Raw genomic sequence first — 22,140 nt, 5'->3', positions numbered from 1 at the left:
GAAGCAGTCCAGCGACACCAGCACCAGCGAGAAGCCGACCGACGGCGGTAAGCCGACCGGCAGCGGTGGGCCGACGACGGGGCCCAAGCGGTCGGCCGCCGCCAAGCAGGCCGCCGGCGGCAAGAAGAAGCCCCCGGTGACCCCCTCGCCCGAGCGCCGCGGCGAGCTGCTCAGGATCGCCGCGGACGTCTTCGCCGAACAGGGCTACAACGCCACCACCGTCCGCAAGATCGCAGACGCGGCGGGCATGCTCGCGGGCAGTCTCTACTACCACTTCGACTCCAAGGAGTCGATGCTCGAAGAGATCCTGCGGACGTTCCTGACCGAGTTGTGGGACGGGTACGACAGCGTGCTGTCCGCGCCCCTCGGCCCCCGCGAGACCCTGGAAGCCCTCGTCACCGAGTCCTTCCGGGAGATCGACCGGCACCGCTCCGCCGTCGCGATCTACCAGAAGGAGTCCAAGCATCTGGTCGCCCAGACCCGGTTCGAGTACCTGGTCGAGTCCCAGCAGCGATTCGAGAAGGCCTGGCTGACGACGCTGGAGCGCGGCGTCACCGACGGCGTCTTCCGCGCCGACCTGGACATCCGCCTGGCCTACCGCTTCGTGCGCGACACCGTCTGGGTCGCCGCGTCCTGGTACCGCCCCGGCGGGGGCCACAGCCCCGACGAGATCGCCCGCCAGTATCTGTCGATGGTCCTGGACGGCATCTCCGTACGCACCTGACACCGCGCCGTCGCCGCACGGCGCCAGACCGCGAGGAGTACGCAGCCATGGCCGAGGCCTACATCGTCGAGGCGGTCCGCACCCCCGTCGGCAAACGCGGCGGCGGCCTCGCCGCCGTGCACCCCGCCGACCTGGGCGCCCACGTCCTCAAGGCGCTCATCGAGCGCTGCGGCGTCGACCCGGCAGCCGTGGACGACGTCGTCTTCGGCTGCCTGGACGCCGTCGGACCGCAGGCCGGGGACATCGCACGCACCAGCTGGCTGGCGGCCGGACTCCCCGAGGAAGTGCCCGGCGTGACCGTCGACCGGCAGTGCGGTTCCTCGCAGCAGGCCCTGCACTTCGCGGCCCAGGGCGTCCTCTCCGGCACCCAGGACCTCGTGGTCGCGGGCGGCACACAGAACATGTCCATGGTCCCCATCGCCTTCGCCTCCCGGCAGGCCGCCGCACCGCTCGGCCTGACCGACGGCCCCTTCGCGGGCAGCGAGGGCTGGCGCGCCCGCTATGGGGACCTGCCCGTCAACCAGTTCCACGGCGCCGAGCTGATAGCCGGGAAATGGGGCATCTCCCGCACGGACATGGAGGAGTTCGCCCTCGGCTCCCACCAGCGGGCCCTGCGCGCCATCGACGACGGCCGCTTCGACCGCGAAGTCGTCCCCCTCGCGGGCGTCACCGCCGACGAGGGCCCGCGCCGCGACACGACAGCCGAGAAGATGGCGTCCCTCAAGCCCGTCATGGACGGCGGCAGCATCACCGCCGCCTGCTCCTCGCAGGTCTCCGACGGCGCCGCCGCCCTGCTCCTCGCCGGTGAACAGGCCGTCCGCGACCACGGGTTGACGCCCCGAGCGCGCGTCCACCACCTGTCCGTGCGCGGCGAGGACCCCATCCGGATGCTCTCCGCGCCCATCCCCGCCACGGCACACGCCCTGAAGAAGACCGGCCTGACCCTCGACGACATCGACCTCGTCGAGATCAACGAAGCCTTCGCGCCCGTCGTCCTCGCCTGGCTGAAGGAAACCGGCGCCGACCCCGCCCGCGTCAACGTCAACGGCGGAGCCATCGCCCTGGGTCACCCCCTCGGCGCCACCGGCGCCCGCCTGACGACGACCCTCCTGCACGAACTGGAGCGCACCGGCGGCCGGTTCGGCCTCCAAACCATGTGCGAAGGAGGGGGGCAGGCCAACGTCACAGTGATCGAACGCCTGTGAAGACACCCCGGCCGACCGACCGCGCGTCCCGGCGCCACCGCGCCGCGCCCCGCACGCGACAGCCCGGCAGCCTGGCATATGACCGTCTGTCACCCATGCGGGAGTAGCTGCGCGGACCGTGCTCCGAGAGGGCCCCGACCCGGCTAGGCTCGACTTCTGTACGTCGATTGAGCGACCCCGGGAGGTAGCGCGATGACGCAGGGACGGCCCGGAGGTGGTGGCGCCTGGGCCCCGCTGTGGGAGCGCGACGCGGAACTCGCCGCAGCCGAAGGCGCGGTGTCCGCACTGTGCTCGGACCTGACGACCGAGGGCGGCCTGCTCGTCTACAGCGGCGAGGCAGGCATCGGCAAGACCGCGCTGCTTTCCGAGGTGCGCCGCATCGCCCAGGGCCGTGCCACGGTCCTCGCGGCCCGCGGCGGGGAGACCGTGGCCGAGGTCCCCTTCAACGTCGTACGACAACTCCTGCAACCCGTCCTCGTCCAGCTCAGCCCCGAAGAGGGCCGCGAATATCTGGGCGACTGGTACGAGATCGCCGGACCCGCCCTCGGCATCACCGAGCCGGGCAGCGGCCGCCCCGACCCGCAGGCCGTCTGCGACGGCCTCGTCGACGTGGTCGCCCGCCTCTCGCGGCTGTACTGGCCGCTGGTCCTGATCGTCGACGACGCGCACTGGGCCGACCAGGAGACACTGCGCTGGCTCGCCGCGTTCGCCGAGCGCCTCGACGACCTGCCCACCCTCGTCGTGGTCGCGCACCGGCCCGGCGAGGCCACCGGCGAGGGCGCCCGCCATCTCGCCCGGATCGGCGCGACGGCCCTGCCCACGACCCCGCTGCGCGCCCTCACCCCGGACGCCACGGCGGGCCTCACCCGCGCCACCCTCGGCGAGCACGCCGACGCCCCGTTCTGCCGCGAGGTCTGGGCGGTCACCGGCGGCAATCCGTACGAGTCCGTGGAACTGCTCGCCAAGGTGCAGGACAGCGAGCTGGAACCGGTCGAGAGCTCCGCCGCCGAACTGCGGGACCTCAACCGCTCCGCACGCGGCCGCGGCCTCGTCGCCCGCCTCGAGGACCTCGGCACCGACGTGACCCGGTTCGCCTGGGCCGCCGCGATCCTCGGCCCCGCGATCTCCACCGAACTCGCCGCATCCCTCGCCGGGATGCCGCACGACGACGCCGCTCGGTGCGCCGAGCGGCTCCGCGCCGCCCGCATCGTCACCAGCGGCGAAGCGGGCCTGGAATTCGTGCACCCGCTGATCGCCACCGCCGTCTACGAATCGATCCCGAACGCCACCCGCACCGCGATGCACGGCCGGGCCGCCTGGGCCGTGACCCGCTCCGGGCGCGGCGCCGCCGCGGCCTCCCGGCATCTCCTCGAAGTCCACCCGGACGACGACCCGGAACTGGTCCAGCACCTGCGCGACGCCGCCACCGAACACCTCGCCGTCGGCGCGCCCGACGCGGCCCGCCGCTGCCTGGAGCGGGCCCTGCGCGAACCGCCCCGGCCCGAGGTGCACGCCCGCGTGCTCTACGAACTCGGCTGTGCCACGCTGCTCACCTCACCCGTCACCACCATCGGGCATCTGCGCGAGGCCCTGTCGATGGCCGGACTCAGCCAGCAACTGCGCGTCGACGCCGTGTGCAGGCTCTCCCAGGCCCTGGTCCACAACGACCAGCTCGGCGAAGGCCTGCGCGTCATCGACGAGGAGGCCGCGCGGCTCCCCGACGGCCCCGCCAGGCTGCGGCTCCAGGCCGTGCACTACATGTGGGAGGGCATCCACGCCGGCGAGGAGGACTCACCGGGACGCTCCCGACGCCTCGCCGCGCTCGCCGGTCCGCTCACCGGCCGCGACAACGCCGAGCGTGCGCTGCTCATCCTGCGCGCCTTCGACGCCATGACGCGCGGCGAGAACGCCGAAGAGGTCGTCGAGCTGTGCGACCGCGCCCTCGTCAACGGCCGGCTCGCACCCGGGCTCGGCTGGACCGACGCCGAGTGGAGCTTCGAGCTGCGCCTGATGCTCGGCGGCTCCTACGCCTTCGCGGACCGGCTCGACCGCGCGGAAAGCCTGTTCACGGAGGCCGTGAAGGCGTACGAGACCGCGGGCTGGAGCGGTGGTCACCTCGCCCTCGCGCACGCCTTCCTCGGGTATGTGTACCGCAGGCGCGGACGGCTCAGGGACGCCGAGAAGTCGCTGCGCGAGAGCCTGCGGCTCGCCGACCGCGTGGGCCAGGGCGGACTCCCCATGCACTGGGAGGCCGCCAGCATGCTCATCGACACCCTGCTCGCCCGCGGCCACGCCCTGGAGGCCAAGGCCGTCGCCGACCGCTACGGCTTCGCGCCGCCGTCCGCGTCCACGATCTACGTCCCCGACGCCATGTCCGTACGCGGACGGCTCCTCCTCGCACTCGGCCACACCGAGGAGGGACTGAACGAACTGGAGGCCACCGCCAAGGCGTTGACGGCCCGCGGCCAGTACAACACCGTGCTCGCACCCTGGGCGTACGACCTCGCCCGCGCGCTCGCCGCCGAGGACCCGCGGCGTGCGGGCGACCTCGTCGCGGACGCGCGCGTGCAGGCCGAGCGGTTCGGCACGGACACCGCGATCGGCGAAGCGGTGCGGTGTGCGGCGTCGCTGGAGACCGGGTCGCGGGCCGTCGCCCTGTACGCCAAGGCCGTCACGTATCTGGAGGCCTCGCCCTGCCAGTACGAGCACGCCGTGGCCCGGGTCGAGTACGGGATCGCCTCGGGCGCCGTGGAGGAGCTCGAGCGGGGGCTCGCTCTTGCTCGGGCCTGCGGGGCGGATGGGCTTGCCGCCCTGGCCGAGCGGGAGTTGGCCGGGGTGTAGGGCTCTGTGGGTGTGACTCCCGTTGGTCGTGCGTGCCCTGGACCTGGTCCGGGGCGAGGCCACGGGGGCTGCCGCCCCCGGACCCCCGCCATCGGCCTGAACGGCCTCGTCCTCAAACGCCGGACGGGCTGACAAACGCCCCGGAGCCGCGGGGGTGCGTGGGTGGTTGACGCCGAGGCCGGGCGCGGCCCCCGCGTCCGGCGAGCCCGCTGCCGTCCCGCCGGGGCGACCCGCAGCCTGCGGCACTCCACATCGGGGCGGACCCGCAGCCGCAACCGTCTCCGCAGGCCGCAGAGGCCCCTCCACGGCGCCCTTCGCGTCCGCATGCGCCCGGCGGCCCAGCCGACCCCTCACCGCCTGGCTCAGCCGACCCCTTACCGCCGCCCGATCACCCCGCCGCCCCCTCATCCACCCACCCGACCCGCAACGACCGCACCGTCTCCTCCGCCTCCCGCACCACCCTCTCCACCAGTTCCGCGCACGTCGGTACGTCCTGGAGCAGGCCCGCCACCTGGCCCGACGCCATCAGGCCGCGCTCCGGGTCGCCGTCCACCATGGCGGACTTGAGCATCATGGGGGTGTTGGCCGCCAGGAGCACCTGGCTCCAGGTCAGGTCCTTGCCGCGCTTCATCGCCAGGCCGTCGCGGACCAGGCCGGGCCACGTCGCTCCGGAGACCCGGCGGAACGCCGCCGCGTGGCGCACGGCACGGGTCAGGGAACGCAGGGGGCCCGCGCGCTCCAGAGCGGCCACGAGGTCCGTGCGGAGCATGCGGTGGGGGAGGCCGTCCACGCGTGTGGTGACCGTGATGTCCTTGACCGTCGCCGCGAGATAGCGGGCCTTCACCGCGTCCGGCACCGTCGACTCCGCGGTGAGGAGGAACCGCGTGCCCATGGCGACGCCCGCCGCGCCGTAGGCGAGCGCCGCGACCAGGCCCCGGCCGTCGTGGAAGCCGCCCGCGGCGATCACCGGGATGTCCACGGCGTCCACGACCTGCGGCAGGAGCACGGTCGTGGCGACCTCACCGGTGTGGCCGCCGCCCTCGCCGCCCTGCACGAGGACCGCGTCCGCGCCCCACGCCGCGACCTTCTCCGCGTGCCGCCGCGCCCCGACGGACGGGATCACCACGACACCGCCGTCCTTCAGCTCGGCCATCAGGTCCTTCGACGGGGCCAGGGCGAACGACGCCACCCGGACCCCCTCCTCGACGATGATCCGCACCCGCTCCCGCGCGTCCCCCGCGTCGGCCCGCAGATTCACGCCGAACGGCTCGTCCGTGCGGGACCTGACCTCCCGGACCGCCGCCCGCAGCCGCTCGGGCGTCATCGTCGCGGAGGCGAGGACGCCGAGCGCGCCCGCGTTCGCCACCGCCGACACCAGACGCGGCCCCGCCACCCACCCCATGCCGGTCTGCACGAGGGGATGCCGCACCCCGGTGAGCCGGGTCAGGGCCGTCCGCGGGCCGGGTGCCGTCACCGGGCCCGCACCTCCCGCTCGCGCAGACCGGACGGGTCCACCACGTCGCGGATCAGGTGGAGTTCGGCGGCGGACGGCGTACGGGTGCGGGGGATCCCGTCCGGCAGCGGGAGCGGGAAGCCCGTGGCGTCGTGGACCTCCTCGGGTGTCACGCCGGGGTGCAGGCTCACCACGCGCATCGAGCGGTCCGGTGTCGCGAAGTCGAAGACGCCGAGGTCCGAGACCACGCGGCGCAGCTCGTGGAAGCGCGTCGCCGACGGGCCCGCCGCCGCGGCGCTGTCGTACCCGACCCCGCAGATCATGTCGACGCGCTCGACGAACACGCGCGGGGAGTGCCGCGGGATCCAGTAGCTCACCGGATTGTTGAGGGTGTTGACGGGGGCACCGCGGACACCGAGGAGCTGGCGGTCCGGGCGGCGCCAGTCGCCGACGCAGCTGATGTTCTGGTTGCCGAAGCGGTCGATCTGGCTCGCGCCCATCATCACGTGCCGACGGCCGCCCATCACCATCGTCAGATGGCGGCGGTACGGCAGCCAGCCCTCCGTCACCGCGGACCGCGCCCCGAGGGCCGGGACGTCCCCGATCAGCAGGGCCTCGCCGTCCGTCAGGAGCAGGTCCGGCGCGAACGTGAGCTTCGCCAGGCGCGCCGCGATCGACGGGACCGTGCCCATGGGCGAGGCGAGCACCTCGCCGTCGCCGCGCCAGGCCTCGGCGCAGGCGACCACGCAGTACTCGGCGCGGGTGGCCGTCGCGGCCTCGGTCGTCGCCGTCATCGCTGCTCCTTGTGCCAGGCCTCGACGGCCAGGTGATAGTCCTCCTCGCCGGTGCCCGCGAGGAAGCGGGCGCTGAAGTCCCCCCAGGTCTCCGGGGCGCGCGCGGCGGTGGCGTACTCCCTCTGGAACGCCTCGTCACGGTCGTAGTCCGGCACGCACGACGTGAAGTGCGCGCCCCGGGGCGTCTCGGCCACACCCGTGACCGCGTGCCGGGAGACCAGCAGGGTCTGCGGCGCCGCATCGCGGGTCAGCTCGGCCGTGTCGACGATCCGCTCGCACGTCACGTACGCCGTGTCGGCCGCCTCGCAGAACAAGTCGTCGAAGTACGGATCGGGGCCCAGATACTGGGCGTTGCCGAGGGCGTCCGCGCGGTTCAGGTGGACCAGGGCGGCGTCCAGGCGCAGGGCGGGCACCGCCACCAGCTCCTCCCCGTCCTCGTACGGCGAAGTGACCGTTCGCAGCGAAGGATTGACCCGCAGCACGTCCGAGCCGAGGCCCGCGCGGACGGGCAGGAACGGTAGTCGCTGGGCGGCCGCCGTCAGGCCCTGCATGAACATCGCCTCGTCCAGCTCCACCAGTTCGAGGGCGCCGCGCTCGCGGGCCGCGCGGAAGTGCGGCTCCAGCGGGATCGAGTCGAGGGTCACGAACGCCGTGACCAGCTTGCGGATCCGGCCCGCCGCGGCGAGCAGACCCACGTCCGGCCCGCCGTACGCCACCACTGTCAGGTCCGTGACCTCCGAGCGCAGCAGTGCCCGCACCAGCGCCATCGGCTTGCGGCGCGAGCCCCAGCCGCCGATGCCGAGCGTCATGCCGCTCTCCAGGCGCCCCACGATCGCGTCGGGCGTCATCACCTTGCCGCTCATGACGGTCCCCCCTCCTTGCTGCGGACGTCGTTGTCGATGCCTTCGCCGCCGCGGCCCCGGCTGCCCGGGCCCTTGTCGCCGAAGTCGGCGCGGATCCGGTCGGCGAGGCCGCTGAGGTTCGCCTCGAACGTGAAGCCCTGCTCGAAGCGGTAGCTGCGGTGCACGTCGACCGGGTCGATGCCGTTGATCGCGGCCTTGGCCAGGCGCAGCAGCGTGCCGTCCTTGCGGGCGATCTCGTGGGCCAGCTCCAGGGCCGCCGCGCGCAGCCCCGTGCGCGGGACCACCCGCCACACCGAGCCGTGGGCGTGCAGTTCGGCGGCGGTCGCCGTGCGCGAGGTGTAGTACAGCGCGCGCATCAGGTGCTGGGGCACCAGGCGGGCCAGATGGGTGGCGGCGCCGAGCGCCCCGCGGTCCAGCTCCGGAAGGCCGAACGTGGCGTCCTCGCTCGCCACGATCGCGTCCGCGTTGCCCACCAGGCCGATGCCGCCGCCCAGGCAGAAGCCCTGCACGGCGGCGACGACCGGGACCTCGCAGGCGTACACCGCCGAGAACGCCTCGGCGCACCCGTGGTTGGCGCCGAGCAGCGCGTCGTGGCCGGGGTCGCGCTGCATCTCCTTGATGTCCACGCCCGCGTTGAACCCCCGGCCCGCCGCCGCGAGCACGACGCAGCGCACGCCGGGGTCGCGGCCCGCGGCGCGCACCGCGTCCGCGAGGTCGTACCAACCCCGCACGGGCAGGGCGTTGACCGGTGCGTAGTCGACGGTGACCACCGCCACGCCCCCGTCCGGAACCGAGGTGGAGACAGGCATCAGAGGATCCGCTACCTTTCGACCAGAGCCCTCAACCAAACATTTGTTAGTTGCCTTCGAAAGGTAGCAGCGATGACTGACAAGGGACAGATGGTCGTGGTCACCGGCGGCACCCGCGGCGTCGGCGCCGGGATCGCCCGGCGCTTCCTGGCCGCCGGGGCGCGCGTCGTGATCTGCGCCCGCAGGCCGCCCGCCGCGCCCGTCGAAGTGGCGGGCATCGCCGCCGAGTTCCGCCCCCTCGATGTGCGCGACGCGGCGGCCGCCACCGATTTCTTCGCCGAGGTGGCGGCCGACCACGGCGGGATCGACGTCCTGGTGAACAACGCGGGCGGCACGCCGTTCGGGCTGCTCGCCGAGACGCCCGCGGCCCGCCAGACGAAGATCGTCGAGCTGAACCTCCTGTCGCCGCTCTACGCCTCCCTCGCCGCGTACGAGGTGATGCGTCGTCAGGAAGCGGGCGGGGCCATCGTCATGATCGGCAGCGTCAGCGGCACCCGCCCCTCGCCGGGCTCCGGTGCCTACGGCGCCGCCAAGGCCGGCCTGGAGAACCTGGCGCGCACCATGGCCGTCGAGTGGGCGCCGCACGTGCGCGTGAACACCGTCGTCCTCGGTCTCACCCGCACCGAGAGTTCCCACCTGCACTACGGCGACGAGGCGGGCGTCGCGGCGGTCGGCCGCACGGTTCCGCTCGGCCGCCTCGCCGACCCGGCCGACGTCGGGGACGCCTGCGTCTTCCTCGCCTCCGACGCCGCGCGGTACGTGAGCGGGGCGGCGCTGCACCTGCACGGCGGCGGCGAGCGGCCCGCGTTCCTCGACGCGGCCTCCGTGAACCACGGCTGAAAGGGAGTTCGGCATGAGCGCTGACAGCGGGCCAGGGCCCGAACCCGGGCCAGGACCAGGGATCTGCGCGGAGCGCGTCGTGATCGTCACCGGCGCGGGGCGGGGCCTGGGGCGCGCGCACGCACGCGCGTACGCCTCCGAGGGCGCCCGCGTCGTCGTCAACGACCTGGGGGCGGGCCTCGACGGCTCCGGCTCCTCCGGGGATCCCGCGCACGACGTCGTCGAGGAGATCCGCGCGGCGGGCGGCGAGGCGGTCGCGCACTACGGGGACATCGCCACCCCGGACGGCGCCGCCTCCCTCGTCACCGCCGCCCTGGAGACGTACGGACGCCTCGACACCCTCGTGAACAACGCGGGGTTCCTGCGCGACCGGATGCTCGTGAACCTCGACGCGGACGACTGGGACGCCGTCGTCCGCGTTCACCTGAAGGGACACTTCCTGCCGCTGAAGCACGCGGCCGCGCACTGGCGTACCGAGTCCAAGGCCGGGCGCGCACCGCGCGCGTGTGTCGTCAACACCTCTTCCGGAGCAGGCCTGTTGGGCAGCGTCGGGCAGGGCTGCTACAGCGCCGCCAAGGCCGGGATCCTGGGGCTCACCCTGGTCGCGGCCGCGGAACTCGCCGCCTACGGAGTGCGCGTGAACGCCATCGCACCCGCCGCGCGGACCCGGATGACCGAGCGGACGTTCGCCGACACGATGGCCGCCCCCGTGGACGGCGGTTTCGACGCGATGGCCCCGGAGAACGTCTCCCCGCTGGTCGTCTGGCTCGGCTCGGACGCCTCCACCGGGGTCACCGGCCGCGTCTTCGAGGCCGAGGCGGGCCGCATCACCGTCATGGAGGGCTGGCGGCCCGGCCCCAGCGCCGACAAGGGCGCCCGCTGGAGCGCCGCGGAGGCGGGCGAAGCGGCCCTGAAGCTGCTCTCCAGGGCCGGGACGCCTCAGCCGGTGTACGGGGCGCGGTGACCCCGAGGGCGCGCCCGGCGACCGGCCCCGGCACGGGAGCCGGGACCGGCCGTGGACGCCGCCCCGGGGCTCACACCCCCGAAGCCACCCGCACGGGTTCCGTGCCCTCCGCGCTGTGCCGCGCCGCCCAGTTCTCCAGGGAGGTGCGGCAGGCGTGGTCGAGGTGGCGCAGTTCCGTCAGGTCGAGCTCGATCGGGCGGTCCTGGGGGAGTGCCTCCAGGGCGTCGAGGATCTTCGGCAGCCGCAGGAACGTGGCGTTGCCCGACAGGTGGGCGCGGATGGGGCCCGCGCCCTTGTCGACGACGTCGATGTGCACATGGGAGGTCTCCCACGCCGTCTTGACGACCGCGAGCGCGAGGCCGATGAGCACGCCCTCGAACATGCTCACCGACACGATCGCGACGGCCGTCACCACCAGCACGACCGCCTCGCCCCGGTGCTCGCGCCACAGCCCGGCCAACTGCCGCACCGGAACCAGCTTGCAGCCCGCGTGCACCAGGACGCCCGCGAGCGCGGCGACGGGGATGAGGCCGAGCGCGGCGGGCAGCAGCGCCGCGAACAGCAGCAGCCACACGCCGTGCAGGACGCGCGACGCCTTCGTACGGGCACCGGCCTGCACATTGGCGGCGCTGCGGACGATCACCGCGGTCATCGGGAGCGCGCCGAGGAGCCCGCACACCGTGTTGCCCGCGCCCTGCGCCACCAGCTCCTTGTCGTAGTCGGTGCGCGGGCCGTCGTGCAGCCGGTCCACGGCGGCCGCGCTGAACAGGCTCTCCGCGGACGCGATCAGCGCGAAAGCGAGGACCGTGCCGATCGCGCCGAGGCCGAGGAGTTCCCCGAAGGCGCCGGTGCCGGGCGGCTGGACGGCCTCGATCAGGCCCTGCACCTCGACGGTCGCGACCGGCATCGAGAACAGCAGCGAGGCGCCGGTCGCCAGGGCGACGGCCGCGAGCGGCGCGGGGACCGTGCGGAACGCGCGCGGCAGCCTGCGCCACAGAAGGAGCACCGCGACGGTGCCGGAGCCGAGCGCGAGCGCGGCCAGCGCGCGACCGGAGCCGAAGGTGTCGGCGAGCAGCTCCGGCAGCCCCCCGATCTTCGCGAGGCCGCTCGCGGGGGCCTCCTGGTCCGCCATCGCGTACAGCTGCCCGGCGATCAGGACGAGCCCGATCCCGGCGAGCATGCCCTCGACGACGGCGACGGATATCGCGCGGAAGAACCGGCCGAGCCGCAGTGCGCCCATGGCCAGTTGGAGCAGGCCCGCGGCGAGCACGAGCGCGCCGAGCGCGGGGAGTCCGAACTCCCGCACGGCCTCGTACACGAGGACGGTCATGCCGGCGGCGGGGCCGCTGACCTGGAGGCTGCTGCCGGGCAGCAGGCCGGTGACGAGACCTCCGACGATGCCGGTGATCAGGCCGAGTTCGGCGGGTACGCCGGACGCGACGGCGACGCCCACGCACAGGGGGAGTGCGACGAGGAAGACCACTGCGGAGGCGGTGAGATCGTGCCGTCGGTCTCCGGAGACCTTTAACAGCGAACGGGCACGGAGAAGGGAACGGTCGAGGAAAGGCTGCATGGGGGAATGACTCCTGAGCGCCACGGGGGCGTGTAGGTGCTCGGTGTGACATGGGATCGGTACGGACCGGCACGGCGACGTGTGTGGGGGTCGCGGGTGCCGGTGCGGTGGCACCGATCAGCAGCGGAAGACCTGCAACAGGGACGGCAGTTCACGGCCCGCGGGTCTGCTCTCGTCGTACGCGACCATGCGCGGCAGCGACGGCCGTGCGGCGGGCGCGTCCGTCCTCACCTGGACGGCGACGGCCACATGCCCGTCGGTCACGGGGCACGCGTGCGGCCGGGCCCGGACCCGCATGTGCTCACCCGCGGCCCCGGCTCCCGCGGGCCCGTCACAGGCCGACGAGACAACAAACTCCCTGGCCTCGACGGCGAGCCCTCCGGCCGTACCACCGCCCGAGCCGGGCCCGAAGCACTGGAGGACGACCAACAGCACGGCGGCCAGCGCGGTGAACACCCAGGGGCGTCCGCCGAGTCGGGGCACGTGCTCACCTCCGTGCGTGAAGTTCCACGATCATCTCGAAACCTAAGGCACGGATGTGTCACGGGGATGACTTGACGGTGACGTGTGCTGCTTCTCACGTGCACGGCACGCCTGGTCACGGCCGGTACCGAGGAGCGCGGGGCGCGCACGGGGCCTTGAACGCGGGGATGTGAGAGGCGACCTCTCGGTCAGCGATCGGCGACGCTGTTCCCCGGTCCGGCGTGTCCGGGTCCACGGCACCGCCGACCTGGCCTTTCGGCTGTTCCATGACGCCGGGTCCGGCTGCGGCCGCGCGTTGTTCAGCGGCGCTTCAGTGCGCGGTCGGTGAGGGCTTTCGCGCAGCCGGTCCAGTGGGTGGGGTCGGTGAGTTCGGTGAGTCGGGGGAGGTCGGGTGTGGGGGCGTGTGGGCGGGGTGGGAGTGCGGTCAGTTCGGCTGCCACCGCCTCCGCCAGGGTGGTGCCGCCCGCTCTGGCCCTCGTCGCCGCCGCGGACACCAGTTCCGTGGCGCGGGCGCGGCCCAGGGGCGGGGTGAGTTCCACGACGAGGCGTTCGGAGGTGAGGAGGCCCGCCGTGAGGTCCAGGTGGGCGCGCATCGTGGCCGGGTGGACCTGGAGGTGGGCGCACAGGTCCACCGCGTCGCGGGCCGCGCCGCCGACGAGGCGCAGGAGGTCCCGCAGCGGCTCCCACTCGGCGTGCCAGGCGCCCGGCGGGCGTTCGTCGGCTGCGGGCAGCGAGGCGTACAGCGTGGCCGCGAGGGCGGGCGCGCGCTGGGCCGCGGCGGCGATCAGCGTGGCGCGGACCGGGTTCGCCTTGTGCGGCATCGCGGACGAGCCGCCCGCCGCACCCTCGGAGAGCTCGCCGATCTCCGTGCGGGCGAGTGTGAGGACGTCTGCGGCGAGCTTGCCGAGTGCCCCGGCGGTGAGGGCGAGCGCCGCGGCGAGGTCCGCCACGGGGGTACGGAGTGTGTGCCAGGGGAGTTCGGGCTCAGCGAGGCCCAACTCCCTTGCGTAGGAGTGGATCAGACGGAACGTCAGATCCGTGGGGTCGTGGGGGCCGTCGGCCCCGTACGCCGCCGTCACCGCCAGCGTGCCCACCGCCCCGCCCAGCTGCACCGGCAGCCCTCCGCGCACCCGCGCCACCCGGTCCCGCGCGTCCAGGACCAGCGCCCGCCACCCGGCCGCCTTCAGGCCGAACGTCGTCGGCGCCGCGTGCTGGGTGAGCGTGCGGCCCGGCATCGCCGTGTCCCGATGGGCCCGGGCCAGGCGGGCCAACTCCCCTTCCAGGGAAGCGAGATCGGCCAGAAGCAGGTCCAGCGTCCGCGCCGCCACCAGCATCGCCGCCGTGTCCAGGATGTCCTGACTGGTCGCGCCCCGGTGCACGTACGGCGCCGCTTCCGCGGGCACCGCCGCCGTCAGGTCCGCCACCAGCGGGATCACCGGATTGCCGCCCGCCCGGGCCCGCACCGCGAGGGCGCGCGCGTCGAAGCGGGCGGCATCGGCGGCCGCCGTGACCGCGGCCGCCGCCTCGTCCGGCGCCGCCCCCACCGCTGCCTGCGCCCGCGTCAGCGCCGCCTCCGCGTCCAACATGGCCTGGAGGAAGGCCTGGTCACCGGTCGCCCACTCGGCGGGGGACCCGGCCCGCCCGGGGGCGAGGAGCCCGACGTCGAGGCCGTGGCTGGGGCTGGTGCTGGGAGCCGGACCGGGACTCGGAGCCGGGCCGGGCCTGGGTTCGGGAGCGGGCGCGAAGGCATCGGGGGCGGACGGCGCGCCCTGCCCTTGGCCGGGCCCTGAGCCCGTTCCCGTTCCTGAGCCCCCTGCTCCCGTCCCTGAGCCCGCCGCTCCTGGCCCCGAACCCGCTCCCGGCCCCGAACCCTGCCCCGAGCCCCCACCCTGCCCGGAGCCGGAGCCGGAGCCGGAGCCGGAACTCGGCCCCACTCCAGCCTTACCCCCCACCTCAGCCTCACCCCCACTCACAAGAACCCCAGAAACACCGTCTCGCTCTCCCCCTGAAGCCGAATGTCGAAGCGGTACGCGCACGGCGGCTCGGGACGGGTGAGGAGGGTGGCGCGGCGCCCCGTGTCCAGGGAGGAGAGCAGGGGGTCGGCCGGTTCGTCGCGCAGGTAGGCGCGTGTGTACAGGTGGTGGAGGAGGCCGCGGGCGAAGAGGGCGACGCAGAGGTAGGGCACGCCGCCGGGCGGGAGCGTACGGATCGCCCAGTGGCCGTCCGCGTCCGTGGGGACGCGGCCGAAGCCCGTGAACGTGACCCCGTCGCGCCCCGCCGCGCGCCCCGTCGCCGGGTCGCGCCGCAGCGACCCGGGCGCGCCCGCGCGCGACCCGTCCGGCGCGGGCTGCCAGATCTCCACGAGGGCGTCGGGGACGGGCTCGGCGGCGCCGTCGTACACGTACCCGTGGAGCGTGACGGCCTCCGGATGGGCGCGGGGCGCGATCTCGGCGCCGTCCGTGAAGGGCAGGGCGTTGCCGTAGAAGGGGCCTATGGTCTGGGAGGGAGTGGGGGCGTGAAGGGGCGTCACCGGTCCTGGTCCTCCTCCATGAGCGTGGCGGACGGGCCGTCGAGGACGACGTCCCAGCGGTAGCCCAGCGACCACTCGGGCACCGAGAGACCGTGGTCGTACGCGGCCACGAGCCGGGCCCGCGCCGCCTCGTCGGTGACGGAGTGCAGCACCGGGTCGTGCGCGAGGAGCGGGTCCCCGGGGAAGTACATCTGCGTCACCAGGCGCTGGGCGAACGCCGTGCCGAAGAACGAGAAGTGCAGGTGCGCGGGGCGCCAGGCGTTGATGTGATTGCGCCACGGGTATGCGCCGGGCCGGACGGTGGTGAAGGAGTACGTGCCGTCGGCGTCCGTCAGACAGCGGCCGAAGCCCGTGAAGTTCGGGTCGAGCGGCGCCAGATGCCGGTCGAGACGGTGGGCGTACCGGCCCGCCGCGTTGGCCTGCCACAGCTCCACCAACTGGCCGCGGACCGGCCGCCCCCGGCGGTCGATGACGCGCCCGGTGACGGTGATCCGCTCGCCGATCGGCTCGCCCGTGTGCTGCCGCGTCAGATCGTGGTCGAGCGCGGTGACGTCGGTGTCGCCGAACACGGGCCCGGTCAGCTCCACGGCCTCCGGGTCGTGGAGCGGGACGAAAGGGGCGCGGGGGGTGCGATGCTCGGTGCTGCGGTACGGGGGGTAGGCGATCGGCGGCCGGTACGGGGCCGCCGGCCCGTCCTGCGCCCGCGCCGCCTGTTCGGCCTTGGCCAGTTCCACGTCCATCTCCTGCTGGGTCAGGCCGTCCGGCAGCGGTGAGGGGGTCATGTCCGGCTGCTCCTCCCTGAGGGGTGGGGAACGGGTGCGTGGGGGTGCGGCGGCTCCGGTACGCGCACGCTCAGTCGCGCCGCCGTCCGCGCGAGGACCTCCGCGATATCGACACCCGGCGCACACTCGGTGAGTACGAGCCCGTCGTCGGTGACGTCGATGACCGCGAGGTCGGTGATGATCCGGTGCACGCAGGCCCGGCCGGTCAGCGGCAGATCGCACTCCTCGACGACCTTCGGGGAGCCGTCCTTGGCGGTGTGCGCCATCGTCACGACGACCCTGCGGGCGCCGTGCACGAGGTCCATCGCCCCGCCGATGCCGGTGACGAGCTTGCCGGGCACGGCCCAGTTGGCGAGGTCCCCGCGCGCGGACACCTGCATCGCGCCGAGCACCGCCACGTCGATGTGGCCGCCGCGGATCATCCCGAAGGACAGCGCGGAGTCGAAGTACGCGGCCCCCGGAAGGACGGTCACCGTCTCCTTGCCCGCGTTGATCAGGTCGGGGTCCACCGCGTCGGGCGCCGGATAGGGGCCGACGCCGAGGATCCCGTTCTCGGAGTGCAGGACCACGCGCACGCCGGGCGGCAGCTGGTTGGGGATGAGGGTGGGCAGGCCGATGCCGAGGTTCACGTACTGGCCGTCGCGCAGCTCGCGTGCCGCGCGGGCCGCCATCTGCTCACGGTTCCAGGGCATCAGGAGCTCACCGTCCGGTTCTCGACGCGCTTGGCTGCGGCCTCGGCCGGGCTCAGCTCCACCACCCGCCGGACGAAGACACCCGGCAGGTGCACCGCGTCCGGGTCGAGCGCGCCGGGCTCCACCAGCTCCTCCACCTCGGCGACCGTCACCCGCCCGGCCATCGCGGCAAGGGGGTTGAAGTTCCGGCTGGACCTGGCGAACACCAGGTTCCCGTGCCGGTCGCCCCGCGCCGCCCGTACCAGCGCGAAGTCGGTGCGGATGGCGTGCTCCAGGACGTACGGCACGCCGTCGAACTCCCGGACCTCCTTGGGCGGCGACGCCACCGCGACCCCGCCCCGGCCGTCGTACCGCACCGGCAGACCGCCCTCGGCGACCTGCGTGCCGACCCCGGCCGGGGTGTAGAACGCGGGGATGCCGCAGCCCCCGGCCCGCAGCCGCTCGGCGAGCGTGCCCTGCGGGATCAGCTCGACGTCCAGCTCACCGGCCAGGTACTGGCGGGCGAACTCCTTGTTGGCGCCGATGTACGAGCCCGTCACGCGTGCGATGCGGCCCGCCGCGAGGAGCACGGCGAGGCCCGTGTCCAGGGCGCCGCAGTTGTTCGAGACGACGTGCAGGCCCGTGACACCACGGGCGTGCAGCGCCCCGATCAGTACCGTCGGCACGCCGCTGAGTCCGAACCCGCCGACGGCGAGCGACGCGCCGTCCGCGATGTCGGCCACCGCGTCCGCGGCCGAAGCGACCACCTTGTCCATGCGGGCGGGCCTCGTCTCTCTCGCCGAGAAGTCATCAGCACACTTGACCATTGCTCAGCACACCACATATCGCTCAGCGCACTGACTATTGCTGTGGACCTCGGACTCACGCTGCCACCGCCACCCGAAGCCGTCAAGACGCCTTCGCACCGGTCGACTTGGCGATATCGTTCAGTGCACCGACGAAATCATTCCGGCGCGTGAGGAGCAGCCATGGCCGCGGTGGACCTGAGCACCCACCCGGGCCACCTGGCCCGGCGCCTGCAGCAGGCGCACCACCTGCTGTGGAACGCGATGGTCTCCGAGGAGATCACCTCACCGCAGTTCGCGGTCCTGAACGCCCTGATCGCCGAACCGGGACTCGACCAGCGCGGCGTGGGCGAGCGGGTGCGCCTCGACCGCTCCACCGTCGCCGACGTCGTCGGCAGGCTGACCCGCAGGGACCTGCTCGACAAGGTCCGCGACCCACAGGACGGCCGCCGTGCCCTGCTGCGCCCCACGGCCGAGGGCAGGCGCGTCCACCGCCGCCTGACGGTGCGCGCGGCCCGGATGAACGAAGTCATGCTCGCGCCGCTGGCCGACGAGGAACGGACGCTGTTCCTCGGCCTGATCCAGCGGGTCGCCGACGCGGCCGAGCGCCTGCGCGACCCGCTGGCCGAAACCGTCACGCCTTCGTGAACACCACCCACACCGGCCCCTTCGCGAACGGCAGCGGCTTGCCCCCGGGCGTGCTGAACTCCGTCCCGTCGTCCGCCGTCCGGCGCTCCCAGCGCGCCTCGTAGGAGCGGCCGTCGCGCAGCACCCGGGCCGTGCCCCTGCCGACGGAGCGGGTCAGCGGCGAGGTGTTGCCCGAGCGGTCGTGGAAGCGGGAGTCACGGATGTCGACGCGCTGGACCACCACCGTCGCGGCGGACAGGGCCTTGCCCGCGGAGGTGCGGGCCGGGGTGCCGTCCATCGCGATGTGCCAGCGCCCCTCGTACTCGACCCAGGTGAAGGCGAAGCGCGCCGACGGGAAGCGGACCGTGCGCCGCGTCTCCGGCGTGCCGCCCGCCGGGCGCGGGCCGAACGTGAAGCCGGTGCTGTCCAGGCCGCTCGCCTGGGGCCGGACGCCGAGGGCGGCGGGCCGCAGATACAGGTTGTGCGGGGCGGGCTTGCCGCCGCCGCGGTAGTACGCCCGCCCGGGGGCCTTGCCCGGCGGCAGCGGGCGCAGCGGCGCCCGGTCGATCAGCGGGAGCAGCCTGGACTGCGCGCCGGAGAAGGCGAGCGCCGGACGGTCGAACTGGCGCAGCAGGTCCAGGTCCGTCTCGCGCGCGCTGCGCACCGGGCCGACGACGGGCGGCAGCTTGCTCGCGTACACCGCCATCAGCCGGCTCAGACCCGCCTCCACCTGCTCGACATACACGACGTCCGCCGCGTCCAGGCCCGTCTGCGGGCGCGCCGGAACCACGTTGTCGATCTTCACGGCGAGCACGCGGCCGCCGTCCCCGGACCGCTTCCCGTCGCCGTCCCGGTCCGTCTCCAGCGTGCAGCCCGCGGCCAGCGCGGCGACGACCGCCACCGCCGTCGCCGCGCGCCACACCCGTACCCGCTCCCGCACCCGTCCCTGTGCTTGCCGTGTCATGCCGGGGATGTACCCCGAACCGGGGGCTTCTCAGCCCAGATCGAGGAGATTGGGCAGGCCGAGCCGGTACCGGAAGCGGTCGTGGCGCCGCAGGCCCTCGATCTCCGGGGCGCGGTACATCGGCGTCACCTCGCACCGCTCGTGGTCCGAGCCCACCCGGTCGAGCAGCGCGTTGACGGCCTGGCGGGCCGCCGCGTTGGCGCCCTCCATGGTGGCCAGGTCGATGTCGACGGCCACGTAGTCGCCCGCGAGGAACAGGTTCGGGATCTTCGTCGCGGCCGACGGGCGGTTGTGCAGGGTGCCGACGGGGTGGATCAGGAGCTCGTCCTCGTTGGTCGGGTTCGGGCCGCCGATGCCGTCGACGCCCGGGTCCAGGAACCACGAGTGCAGCTTGCTGTCGCTCAGGGCCGTCTTGCCGGTGTCGTTCAGGGACGCCTTCAGCTGAGCCCACACCTCGCGTGCCACCTCGTCGCGCGTGCACTGCTTGGCCGTCTTGCCGTACAGGATCCCCGGCTTGTCCCACTCGGAGATGTCCACCGACAGACAGTCCACCGCCGTGCCGTCGCCGTAGTCCGCGGGGAAGTCACGGCCCTTCCAGTGCGCGGCCTGCGCGATGCCGGTCAGCGACCAGGGCGAGTCGATGCAGTTGAAATGCCCCTCGACGACATCGGGCCGCTCCGTCAGATAGAACTGAATGCCCGTCATCCAGTCCGTCTTGAGCTTGTCGCAGCGCGCCAACTGCGGGTCCGCCGCCTTGAGTTCACGGCTCCAGGTCCTGCGGGCGTGCTCGACCGGCATGGCCTGTACGTAGTGGTCGGCGACGATGTCCTCGCGCTTGCCGTCGGGGTTCTCGACGACCGTCTTCGTGATCCGGCCGCCGCCGTACGTCAGCTCGCGCACCGTCCAGCCGACGCGGAACTCGACGCCGAGCCCCTTCAGATGCGTCACCCACGGGTCGATCCACGCCTCGTTGGTCGGCGCGTTCAGGATGCGGTCCGGCGGGCCGTCCCCGCCCCGCCCGAGCGCGTTGAACACGAGGGCCTCGCCGAGCGTGCCGACCGTGCGGGTGCTGGCCTCCTCGGCCTTCGTCGCCACGATGTTGCGCGTCACGCCGATCGCAAGGACCCGCTGGTAGTCCTTCGACATCTGCTCGGCGCGCACGAACTCCCACCACGGCGTCGCCTCCCAGTCGTCGTCGCGGCGCTCGTCGCAGCTCGTCAGGAAGACCAGGGCGCGGTTCACGAAGTACGCGACCTCATGACCGGGGATGCTGGTCGCCGTGTCGAGCAGGGCGGTGAGGGCGCGGGCGATGTCGTCCTTGGTGAGCTTCGCCGGGTCGCCCGTGTGCTGGGGGATCGGAAGCCGGATGTCCTCGCGGCCGCCGGAGCGGGCGAAGCTCATCTCGGGCGGGCTGACGAGGTTGTCCCAGACGCCGTTCTTGTTCCCCGGGAACGGGATGCGCCGCATGGTGTCCGGCAGATTGTGATAGATCCCCGGAATGAACCGGAAGCCGTGCTCCCCGGGGAGCGGCTTGCGATTCCCCTTCGCGCTGTTCGGTACGTCCATGCTGCGCGCCTTGCCGCCCAGCGCCCGGCGCTCGTACACGGTGACTGCGAACCCGCGTTCCACCAGCTCGTGGGCGGCGGTGAGCCCGGCGACGCCGCCGCCGAGCACGGCGACCGCCTGCCCGGCGCGGGGCGCGGGGTCGGCCGCGCGTGCCGGGACCGACAGGGCCCCGACCCCCAGCGCGGCCGCACCGCCAATGGTCGCCGTACGCGCGACGAAGGTCCTGCGGGTGCTTCCTGATGTCCGTGCGTGCCCCACGTGTCGTCCCCCTTACCGGTGGTAACTCGGTGTCGGGGGCGGAGCTTACGGTTGCTGGCGGGGCGCCGGAAGCGGTTGGGGTTCGCGGGGGGTGACGTTGGCGCGATTTCGTCTGCGGGTGTGTGGGAGACAACCCGTGACTGTGGGACGCGGGGTCGGTCGGGGGTGGGCATGGGGGCGCGGGCGTGCGGCGGGCGCAGGGGCGGTGCGACTGGTCCGAGGGGAACGGGTGGGCGGGTGGGGGAAACCGCCGCGGAGCGGCGGGGAAGGGTCGCAGCGGCGGCGACCTAGGCCGGCGGCGACCCGAGGACCTCGGTGAGGTCGTACCCGGCGGGCTCCTCCAGCTGGGCGTACGTACAGGAGTCAGGAGTCCGGTCAGGGCGCCACGCCCGAAACTGCGCGGTGTGCCGGAACCGCGCCCCGTTCTCCATGTGGTCGTAGGCGACCTCACACACCCGCTCAGGACGCAACGGCACCCACGACAGATCCTTCTTCCCGGTCCACCGGCTCACCGCCCCCGGCAGCCGAGCGCCCTCGTGGGCGGCCTCCTCGGCCCACGCCGCCCATGGATGCCCCGCCACGGACTCCATCCGCAGCGGCTCCAGCTCCGCCATCAGCTCGGCCCGCCGCTTCATGGCGAAGGCCGCGCACACCCCGACGTGCTGCAACGTCCCCCCGTCGTCGTACAGACCGAGCAGCAGCGACCCCACCACGGGCCCGCTCTTGTGGAAGCGGAAGCCCGCGACGACGCAGTCCGCGGTCCGCTCGTGCTTGATCTTGTACATGAGGCGTTCGTTCTGCCGGTACCGCAGGTCGAGCGGCTTGGCGACGACCCCGTCGAGCCCGGCGCCCTCGAACTCCTCGAACCACCGCTCGGCGACCTCCCGGTCGAGGGTGGCGGGAGCCAGGTGCACGGGTGCGCTCACGCCCTCTAGGGCCCTGGCCAGGAGCGCGCGCCGGTCGCTGAGGGCGACGTCGAGCAGGGACTCGTCGAAGAGGGCGAGCAGGTCGAAGGCGACGAAGGACGCCGGGGTGCGCTCGGCGAGCAGCCGCACCCGGGACTCCGCCGGATGGATGCGCTCGGTGAGGGCGTCGAATTCCAGCCGCCCCCCGCGCGCGATGACGATCTCCCCGTCGACCACGCACCGCTCGGGCAACCGCTCCCGCAGCGCCTCGACCAGCTCGGGAAAGTACCGGGTCAGGGACTTCGTGCCCCGGCTGCCGATCTCGATCTCAGGGCCGTCCCGGAAGACGACCGCGCGGAACCCGTCCCACTTCGCCTCGTACTGCATGCCGGGCGGAATCCGCGCCACGGACTTGGCGAGCATGGGCTTCACGGGCGGCATCACCGGCAGATCCATGGTCCGATTCTGCGGCGCGACGGACG

The 22,140-nt window shown here is 73.7% G+C and carries 20 protein-coding genes; 6 read left to right on the top strand and 14 right to left on the bottom strand.

Going from position 1 to position 22,140, the window contains the following annotated elements:
• Window positions 1–136: 136 nt before the first annotated feature.
• The 3 genes from ACZ6AA_RS24525 to ACZ6AA_RS24515 all read left to right on the top strand — a co-directional run bounded on the left by ACZ6AA_RS24525 (window position 137) and on the right by ACZ6AA_RS24515 (window position 4,770).
• The gene (locus tag ACZ6AA_RS24525) at window positions 137–724 is read left to right on the top strand and encodes a TetR/AcrR family transcriptional regulator (RefSeq protein WP_468483579.1); all 588 of its coding nucleotides are present in this window, start codon (window positions 137–139) and stop codon (window positions 722–724) included.
• Between the two features lie 47 nt (window positions 725–771).
• Window positions 772–1,929, top strand: a complete 1,158-nt coding sequence (locus tag ACZ6AA_RS24520; protein ID WP_471459962.1) for an acetyl-CoA C-acetyltransferase — start codon at window positions 772–774, stop codon at window positions 1,927–1,929.
• A 192-nt stretch (window positions 1,930–2,121) separates the two neighbouring features.
• On the top strand, window positions 2,122–4,770 hold the full coding sequence (locus ACZ6AA_RS24515; protein WP_468454865.1) for an ATP-binding protein: 2,649 nt from the start codon (window positions 2,122–2,124) through the stop codon (window positions 4,768–4,770).
• 388 nt (window positions 4,771–5,158) lie between these two features.
• Here the strand turns inward: ACZ6AA_RS24515 and ACZ6AA_RS24510 are convergent, their stop codons facing one another.
• The 4 genes from ACZ6AA_RS24510 to ACZ6AA_RS24495 form a co-directional block, all read right to left on the bottom strand.
• Entirely contained in the window at window positions 5,159–6,172 is a 1,014-nt protein-coding gene (locus tag ACZ6AA_RS24510; protein WP_471460206.1) for an NAD(P)H-dependent flavin oxidoreductase, read from the bottom strand.
• Window positions 6,173–6,240: 68 nt separating this feature from the next.
• Window positions 6,241–7,017, bottom strand: coding sequence for a CoA-transferase subunit beta (locus ACZ6AA_RS24505; RefSeq protein ID WP_468454869.1), 777 nt, complete (start codon window positions 7,015–7,017; stop codon window positions 6,241–6,243).
• The gene (locus ACZ6AA_RS24500; protein WP_468454871.1) at window positions 7,014–7,880 is read right to left on the bottom strand and encodes a CoA transferase subunit A; all 867 of its coding nucleotides are present in this window, start codon (window positions 7,878–7,880) and stop codon (window positions 7,014–7,016) included. Before ACZ6AA_RS24500 ends, ACZ6AA_RS24505 begins: the two co-directional genes overlap by 4 nt.
• Window positions 7,877–8,689 (bottom strand): enoyl-CoA hydratase family protein, encoded by an 813-nt coding sequence (locus ACZ6AA_RS24495; RefSeq protein ID WP_471459960.1) that lies wholly within the window; start codon window positions 8,687–8,689, stop codon window positions 7,877–7,879. Before ACZ6AA_RS24495 ends, ACZ6AA_RS24500 begins: the two co-directional genes overlap by 4 nt.
• Before the next feature lie 72 nt (window positions 8,690–8,761).
• Here ACZ6AA_RS24495 and ACZ6AA_RS24490 point away from each other — a divergent pair, with 72 nt between their 5' ends.
• On the top strand, window positions 8,762–9,529 hold the full coding sequence (locus ACZ6AA_RS24490; protein WP_468454875.1) for an SDR family oxidoreductase: 768 nt from the start codon (window positions 8,762–8,764) through the stop codon (window positions 9,527–9,529).
• A gap of 13 nt (window positions 9,530–9,542) precedes the next feature.
• Window positions 9,543–10,493 (top strand): SDR family oxidoreductase, encoded by a 951-nt coding sequence (locus tag ACZ6AA_RS24485; protein WP_471459957.1) that lies wholly within the window; start codon window positions 9,543–9,545, stop codon window positions 10,491–10,493.
• 70 nt (window positions 10,494–10,563) lie between these two features.
• Here the strand turns inward: ACZ6AA_RS24485 and ACZ6AA_RS24480 are convergent, their stop codons facing one another.
• The 7 genes from ACZ6AA_RS24480 to ACZ6AA_RS24450 all read right to left on the bottom strand — a co-directional run bounded on the left by ACZ6AA_RS24480 (window position 10,564) and on the right by ACZ6AA_RS24450 (window position 17,308).
• Window positions 10,564–12,066, bottom strand: coding sequence for a SulP family inorganic anion transporter (locus ACZ6AA_RS24480; protein ID WP_471459955.1), 1,503 nt, complete (start codon window positions 12,064–12,066; stop codon window positions 10,564–10,566).
• Between the two features lie 117 nt (window positions 12,067–12,183).
• Window positions 12,184–12,549, bottom strand: coding sequence for a hypothetical protein (locus tag ACZ6AA_RS24475; RefSeq protein WP_471459953.1), 366 nt, complete (start codon window positions 12,547–12,549; stop codon window positions 12,184–12,186).
• Between the two features lie 299 nt (window positions 12,550–12,848).
• Window positions 12,849–14,483: a 3-carboxy-cis,cis-muconate cycloisomerase gene (pcaB, locus tag ACZ6AA_RS24470; protein WP_471459952.1), complete on the bottom strand. Its 1,635-nt coding sequence runs from the start codon at window positions 14,481–14,483 to the stop codon at window positions 12,849–12,851.
• A gap of 35 nt (window positions 14,484–14,518) precedes the next feature.
• Entirely contained in the window at window positions 14,519–15,079 is a 561-nt protein-coding gene (gene pcaG, locus ACZ6AA_RS24465; protein WP_468483550.1) for a protocatechuate 3,4-dioxygenase subunit alpha, read from the bottom strand.
• The gene (gene pcaH / locus ACZ6AA_RS24460; RefSeq protein ID WP_468454887.1) at window positions 15,076–15,861 is read right to left on the bottom strand and encodes a protocatechuate 3,4-dioxygenase subunit beta; all 786 of its coding nucleotides are present in this window, start codon (window positions 15,859–15,861) and stop codon (window positions 15,076–15,078) included. Before pcaH ends, pcaG begins: the two co-directional genes overlap by 4 nt.
• Window positions 15,858–16,553, bottom strand: a complete 696-nt coding sequence (locus ACZ6AA_RS24455) for a CoA transferase subunit B (protein ID WP_471459950.1) — start codon at window positions 16,551–16,553, stop codon at window positions 15,858–15,860. Before ACZ6AA_RS24455 ends, pcaH begins: the two co-directional genes overlap by 4 nt.
• On the bottom strand, window positions 16,553–17,308 hold the full coding sequence (locus ACZ6AA_RS24450; RefSeq protein WP_468483553.1) for a CoA transferase subunit A: 756 nt from the start codon (window positions 17,306–17,308) through the stop codon (window positions 16,553–16,555). The genes ACZ6AA_RS24455 and ACZ6AA_RS24450 overlap by 1 nt, the downstream gene beginning before the upstream one ends.
• 213 nt (window positions 17,309–17,521) lie before the next feature.
• Here ACZ6AA_RS24450 and ACZ6AA_RS24445 point away from each other — a divergent pair, with 213 nt between their 5' ends.
• Window positions 17,522–17,986: a MarR family winged helix-turn-helix transcriptional regulator gene (locus ACZ6AA_RS24445; protein ID WP_468454893.1), complete on the top strand. Its 465-nt coding sequence runs from the start codon at window positions 17,522–17,524 to the stop codon at window positions 17,984–17,986.
• Here ACZ6AA_RS24445 and ACZ6AA_RS24440 read toward each other — a convergent pair.
• The 3 genes from ACZ6AA_RS24440 to ACZ6AA_RS24430 form a co-directional block, all read right to left on the bottom strand.
• On the bottom strand, window positions 17,973–18,929 hold the full coding sequence (locus ACZ6AA_RS24440; protein WP_471459949.1) for a DUF3048 domain-containing protein: 957 nt from the start codon (window positions 18,927–18,929) through the stop codon (window positions 17,973–17,975). The genes ACZ6AA_RS24445 and ACZ6AA_RS24440 overlap by 14 nt on opposite strands.
• Window positions 18,930–18,959: 30 nt before the next feature.
• Entirely contained in the window at window positions 18,960–20,753 is a 1,794-nt protein-coding gene (locus tag ACZ6AA_RS24435; protein WP_471459947.1) for a hydroxysqualene dehydroxylase, read from the bottom strand.
• A gap of 287 nt (window positions 20,754–21,040) precedes the next feature.
• Window positions 21,041–22,114 (bottom strand): ATP-dependent DNA ligase, encoded by a 1,074-nt coding sequence (locus ACZ6AA_RS24430; RefSeq protein WP_471459945.1) that lies wholly within the window; start codon window positions 22,112–22,114, stop codon window positions 21,041–21,043.
• Window positions 22,115–22,140 lie beyond the last annotated feature (26 nt).

This window comes from Streptomyces sp. NPDC040610, from assembly GCF_055594065.1.
This window is presented reverse-complemented; position numbering and strand designations above follow the sequence as displayed.

Bases quoted from the DNA above. Each gene is read 5' to 3' on its own strand.
- ACZ6AA_RS24520 (WP_471459962.1), top strand. From the start codon at position 772: ATGGCCGAGGCCTACATCGTCGAGGCGGTCCGCACCCCCGTCGGCAAA.
- ACZ6AA_RS24515 (WP_468454865.1), top strand. From the start codon at position 2,122: ATGACGCAGGGACGGCCCGGAGGTGGTGGCGCCTGGGCCCCGCTGTGG.
- ACZ6AA_RS24510 (WP_471460206.1), bottom strand. From the start codon at position 6,172: ATGGGGTGGGTGGCGGGGCCGCGTCTGGTGTCGGCGGTGGCGAACGCG.
- ACZ6AA_RS24505 (WP_468454869.1), bottom strand. From the start codon at position 7,017: ATGACGGCGACGACCGAGGCCGCGACGGCCACCCGCGCCGAGTACTGC.
- ACZ6AA_RS24500 (WP_468454871.1), bottom strand. From the start codon at position 7,880: ATGAGCGGCAAGGTGATGACGCCCGACGCGATCGTGGGGCGCCTGGAG.
- ACZ6AA_RS24495 (WP_471459960.1), bottom strand. From the start codon at position 8,689: ATGCCTGTCTCCACCTCGGTTCCGGACGGGGGCGTGGCGGTGGTCACC.
- ACZ6AA_RS24490 (WP_468454875.1), top strand. From the start codon at position 8,762: ATGACTGACAAGGGACAGATGGTCGTGGTCACCGGCGGCACCCGCGGC.
- ACZ6AA_RS24485 (WP_471459957.1), top strand. From the start codon at position 9,543: ATGAGCGCTGACAGCGGGCCAGGGCCCGAACCCGGGCCAGGACCAGGG.
- ACZ6AA_RS24480 (WP_471459955.1), bottom strand. From the start codon at position 12,066: ATGCAGCCTTTCCTCGACCGTTCCCTTCTCCGTGCCCGTTCGCTGTTA.
- pcaH (WP_468454887.1), bottom strand. From the start codon at position 15,861: ATGACCCCCTCACCGCTGCCGGACGGCCTGACCCAGCAGGAGATGGAC.
- ACZ6AA_RS24455 (WP_471459950.1), bottom strand. From the start codon at position 16,553: ATGCCCTGGAACCGTGAGCAGATGGCGGCCCGCGCGGCACGCGAGCTG.
- ACZ6AA_RS24450 (WP_468483553.1), bottom strand. From the start codon at position 17,308: ATGGACAAGGTGGTCGCTTCGGCCGCGGACGCGGTGGCCGACATCGCG.
- ACZ6AA_RS24445 (WP_468454893.1), top strand. From the start codon at position 17,522: ATGGCCGCGGTGGACCTGAGCACCCACCCGGGCCACCTGGCCCGGCGC.
- ACZ6AA_RS24440 (WP_471459949.1), bottom strand. From the start codon at position 18,929: ATGACACGGCAAGCACAGGGACGGGTGCGGGAGCGGGTACGGGTGTGG.
- ACZ6AA_RS24430 (WP_471459945.1), bottom strand. From the start codon at position 22,114: ATGGATCTGCCGGTGATGCCGCCCGTGAAGCCCATGCTCGCCAAGTCC.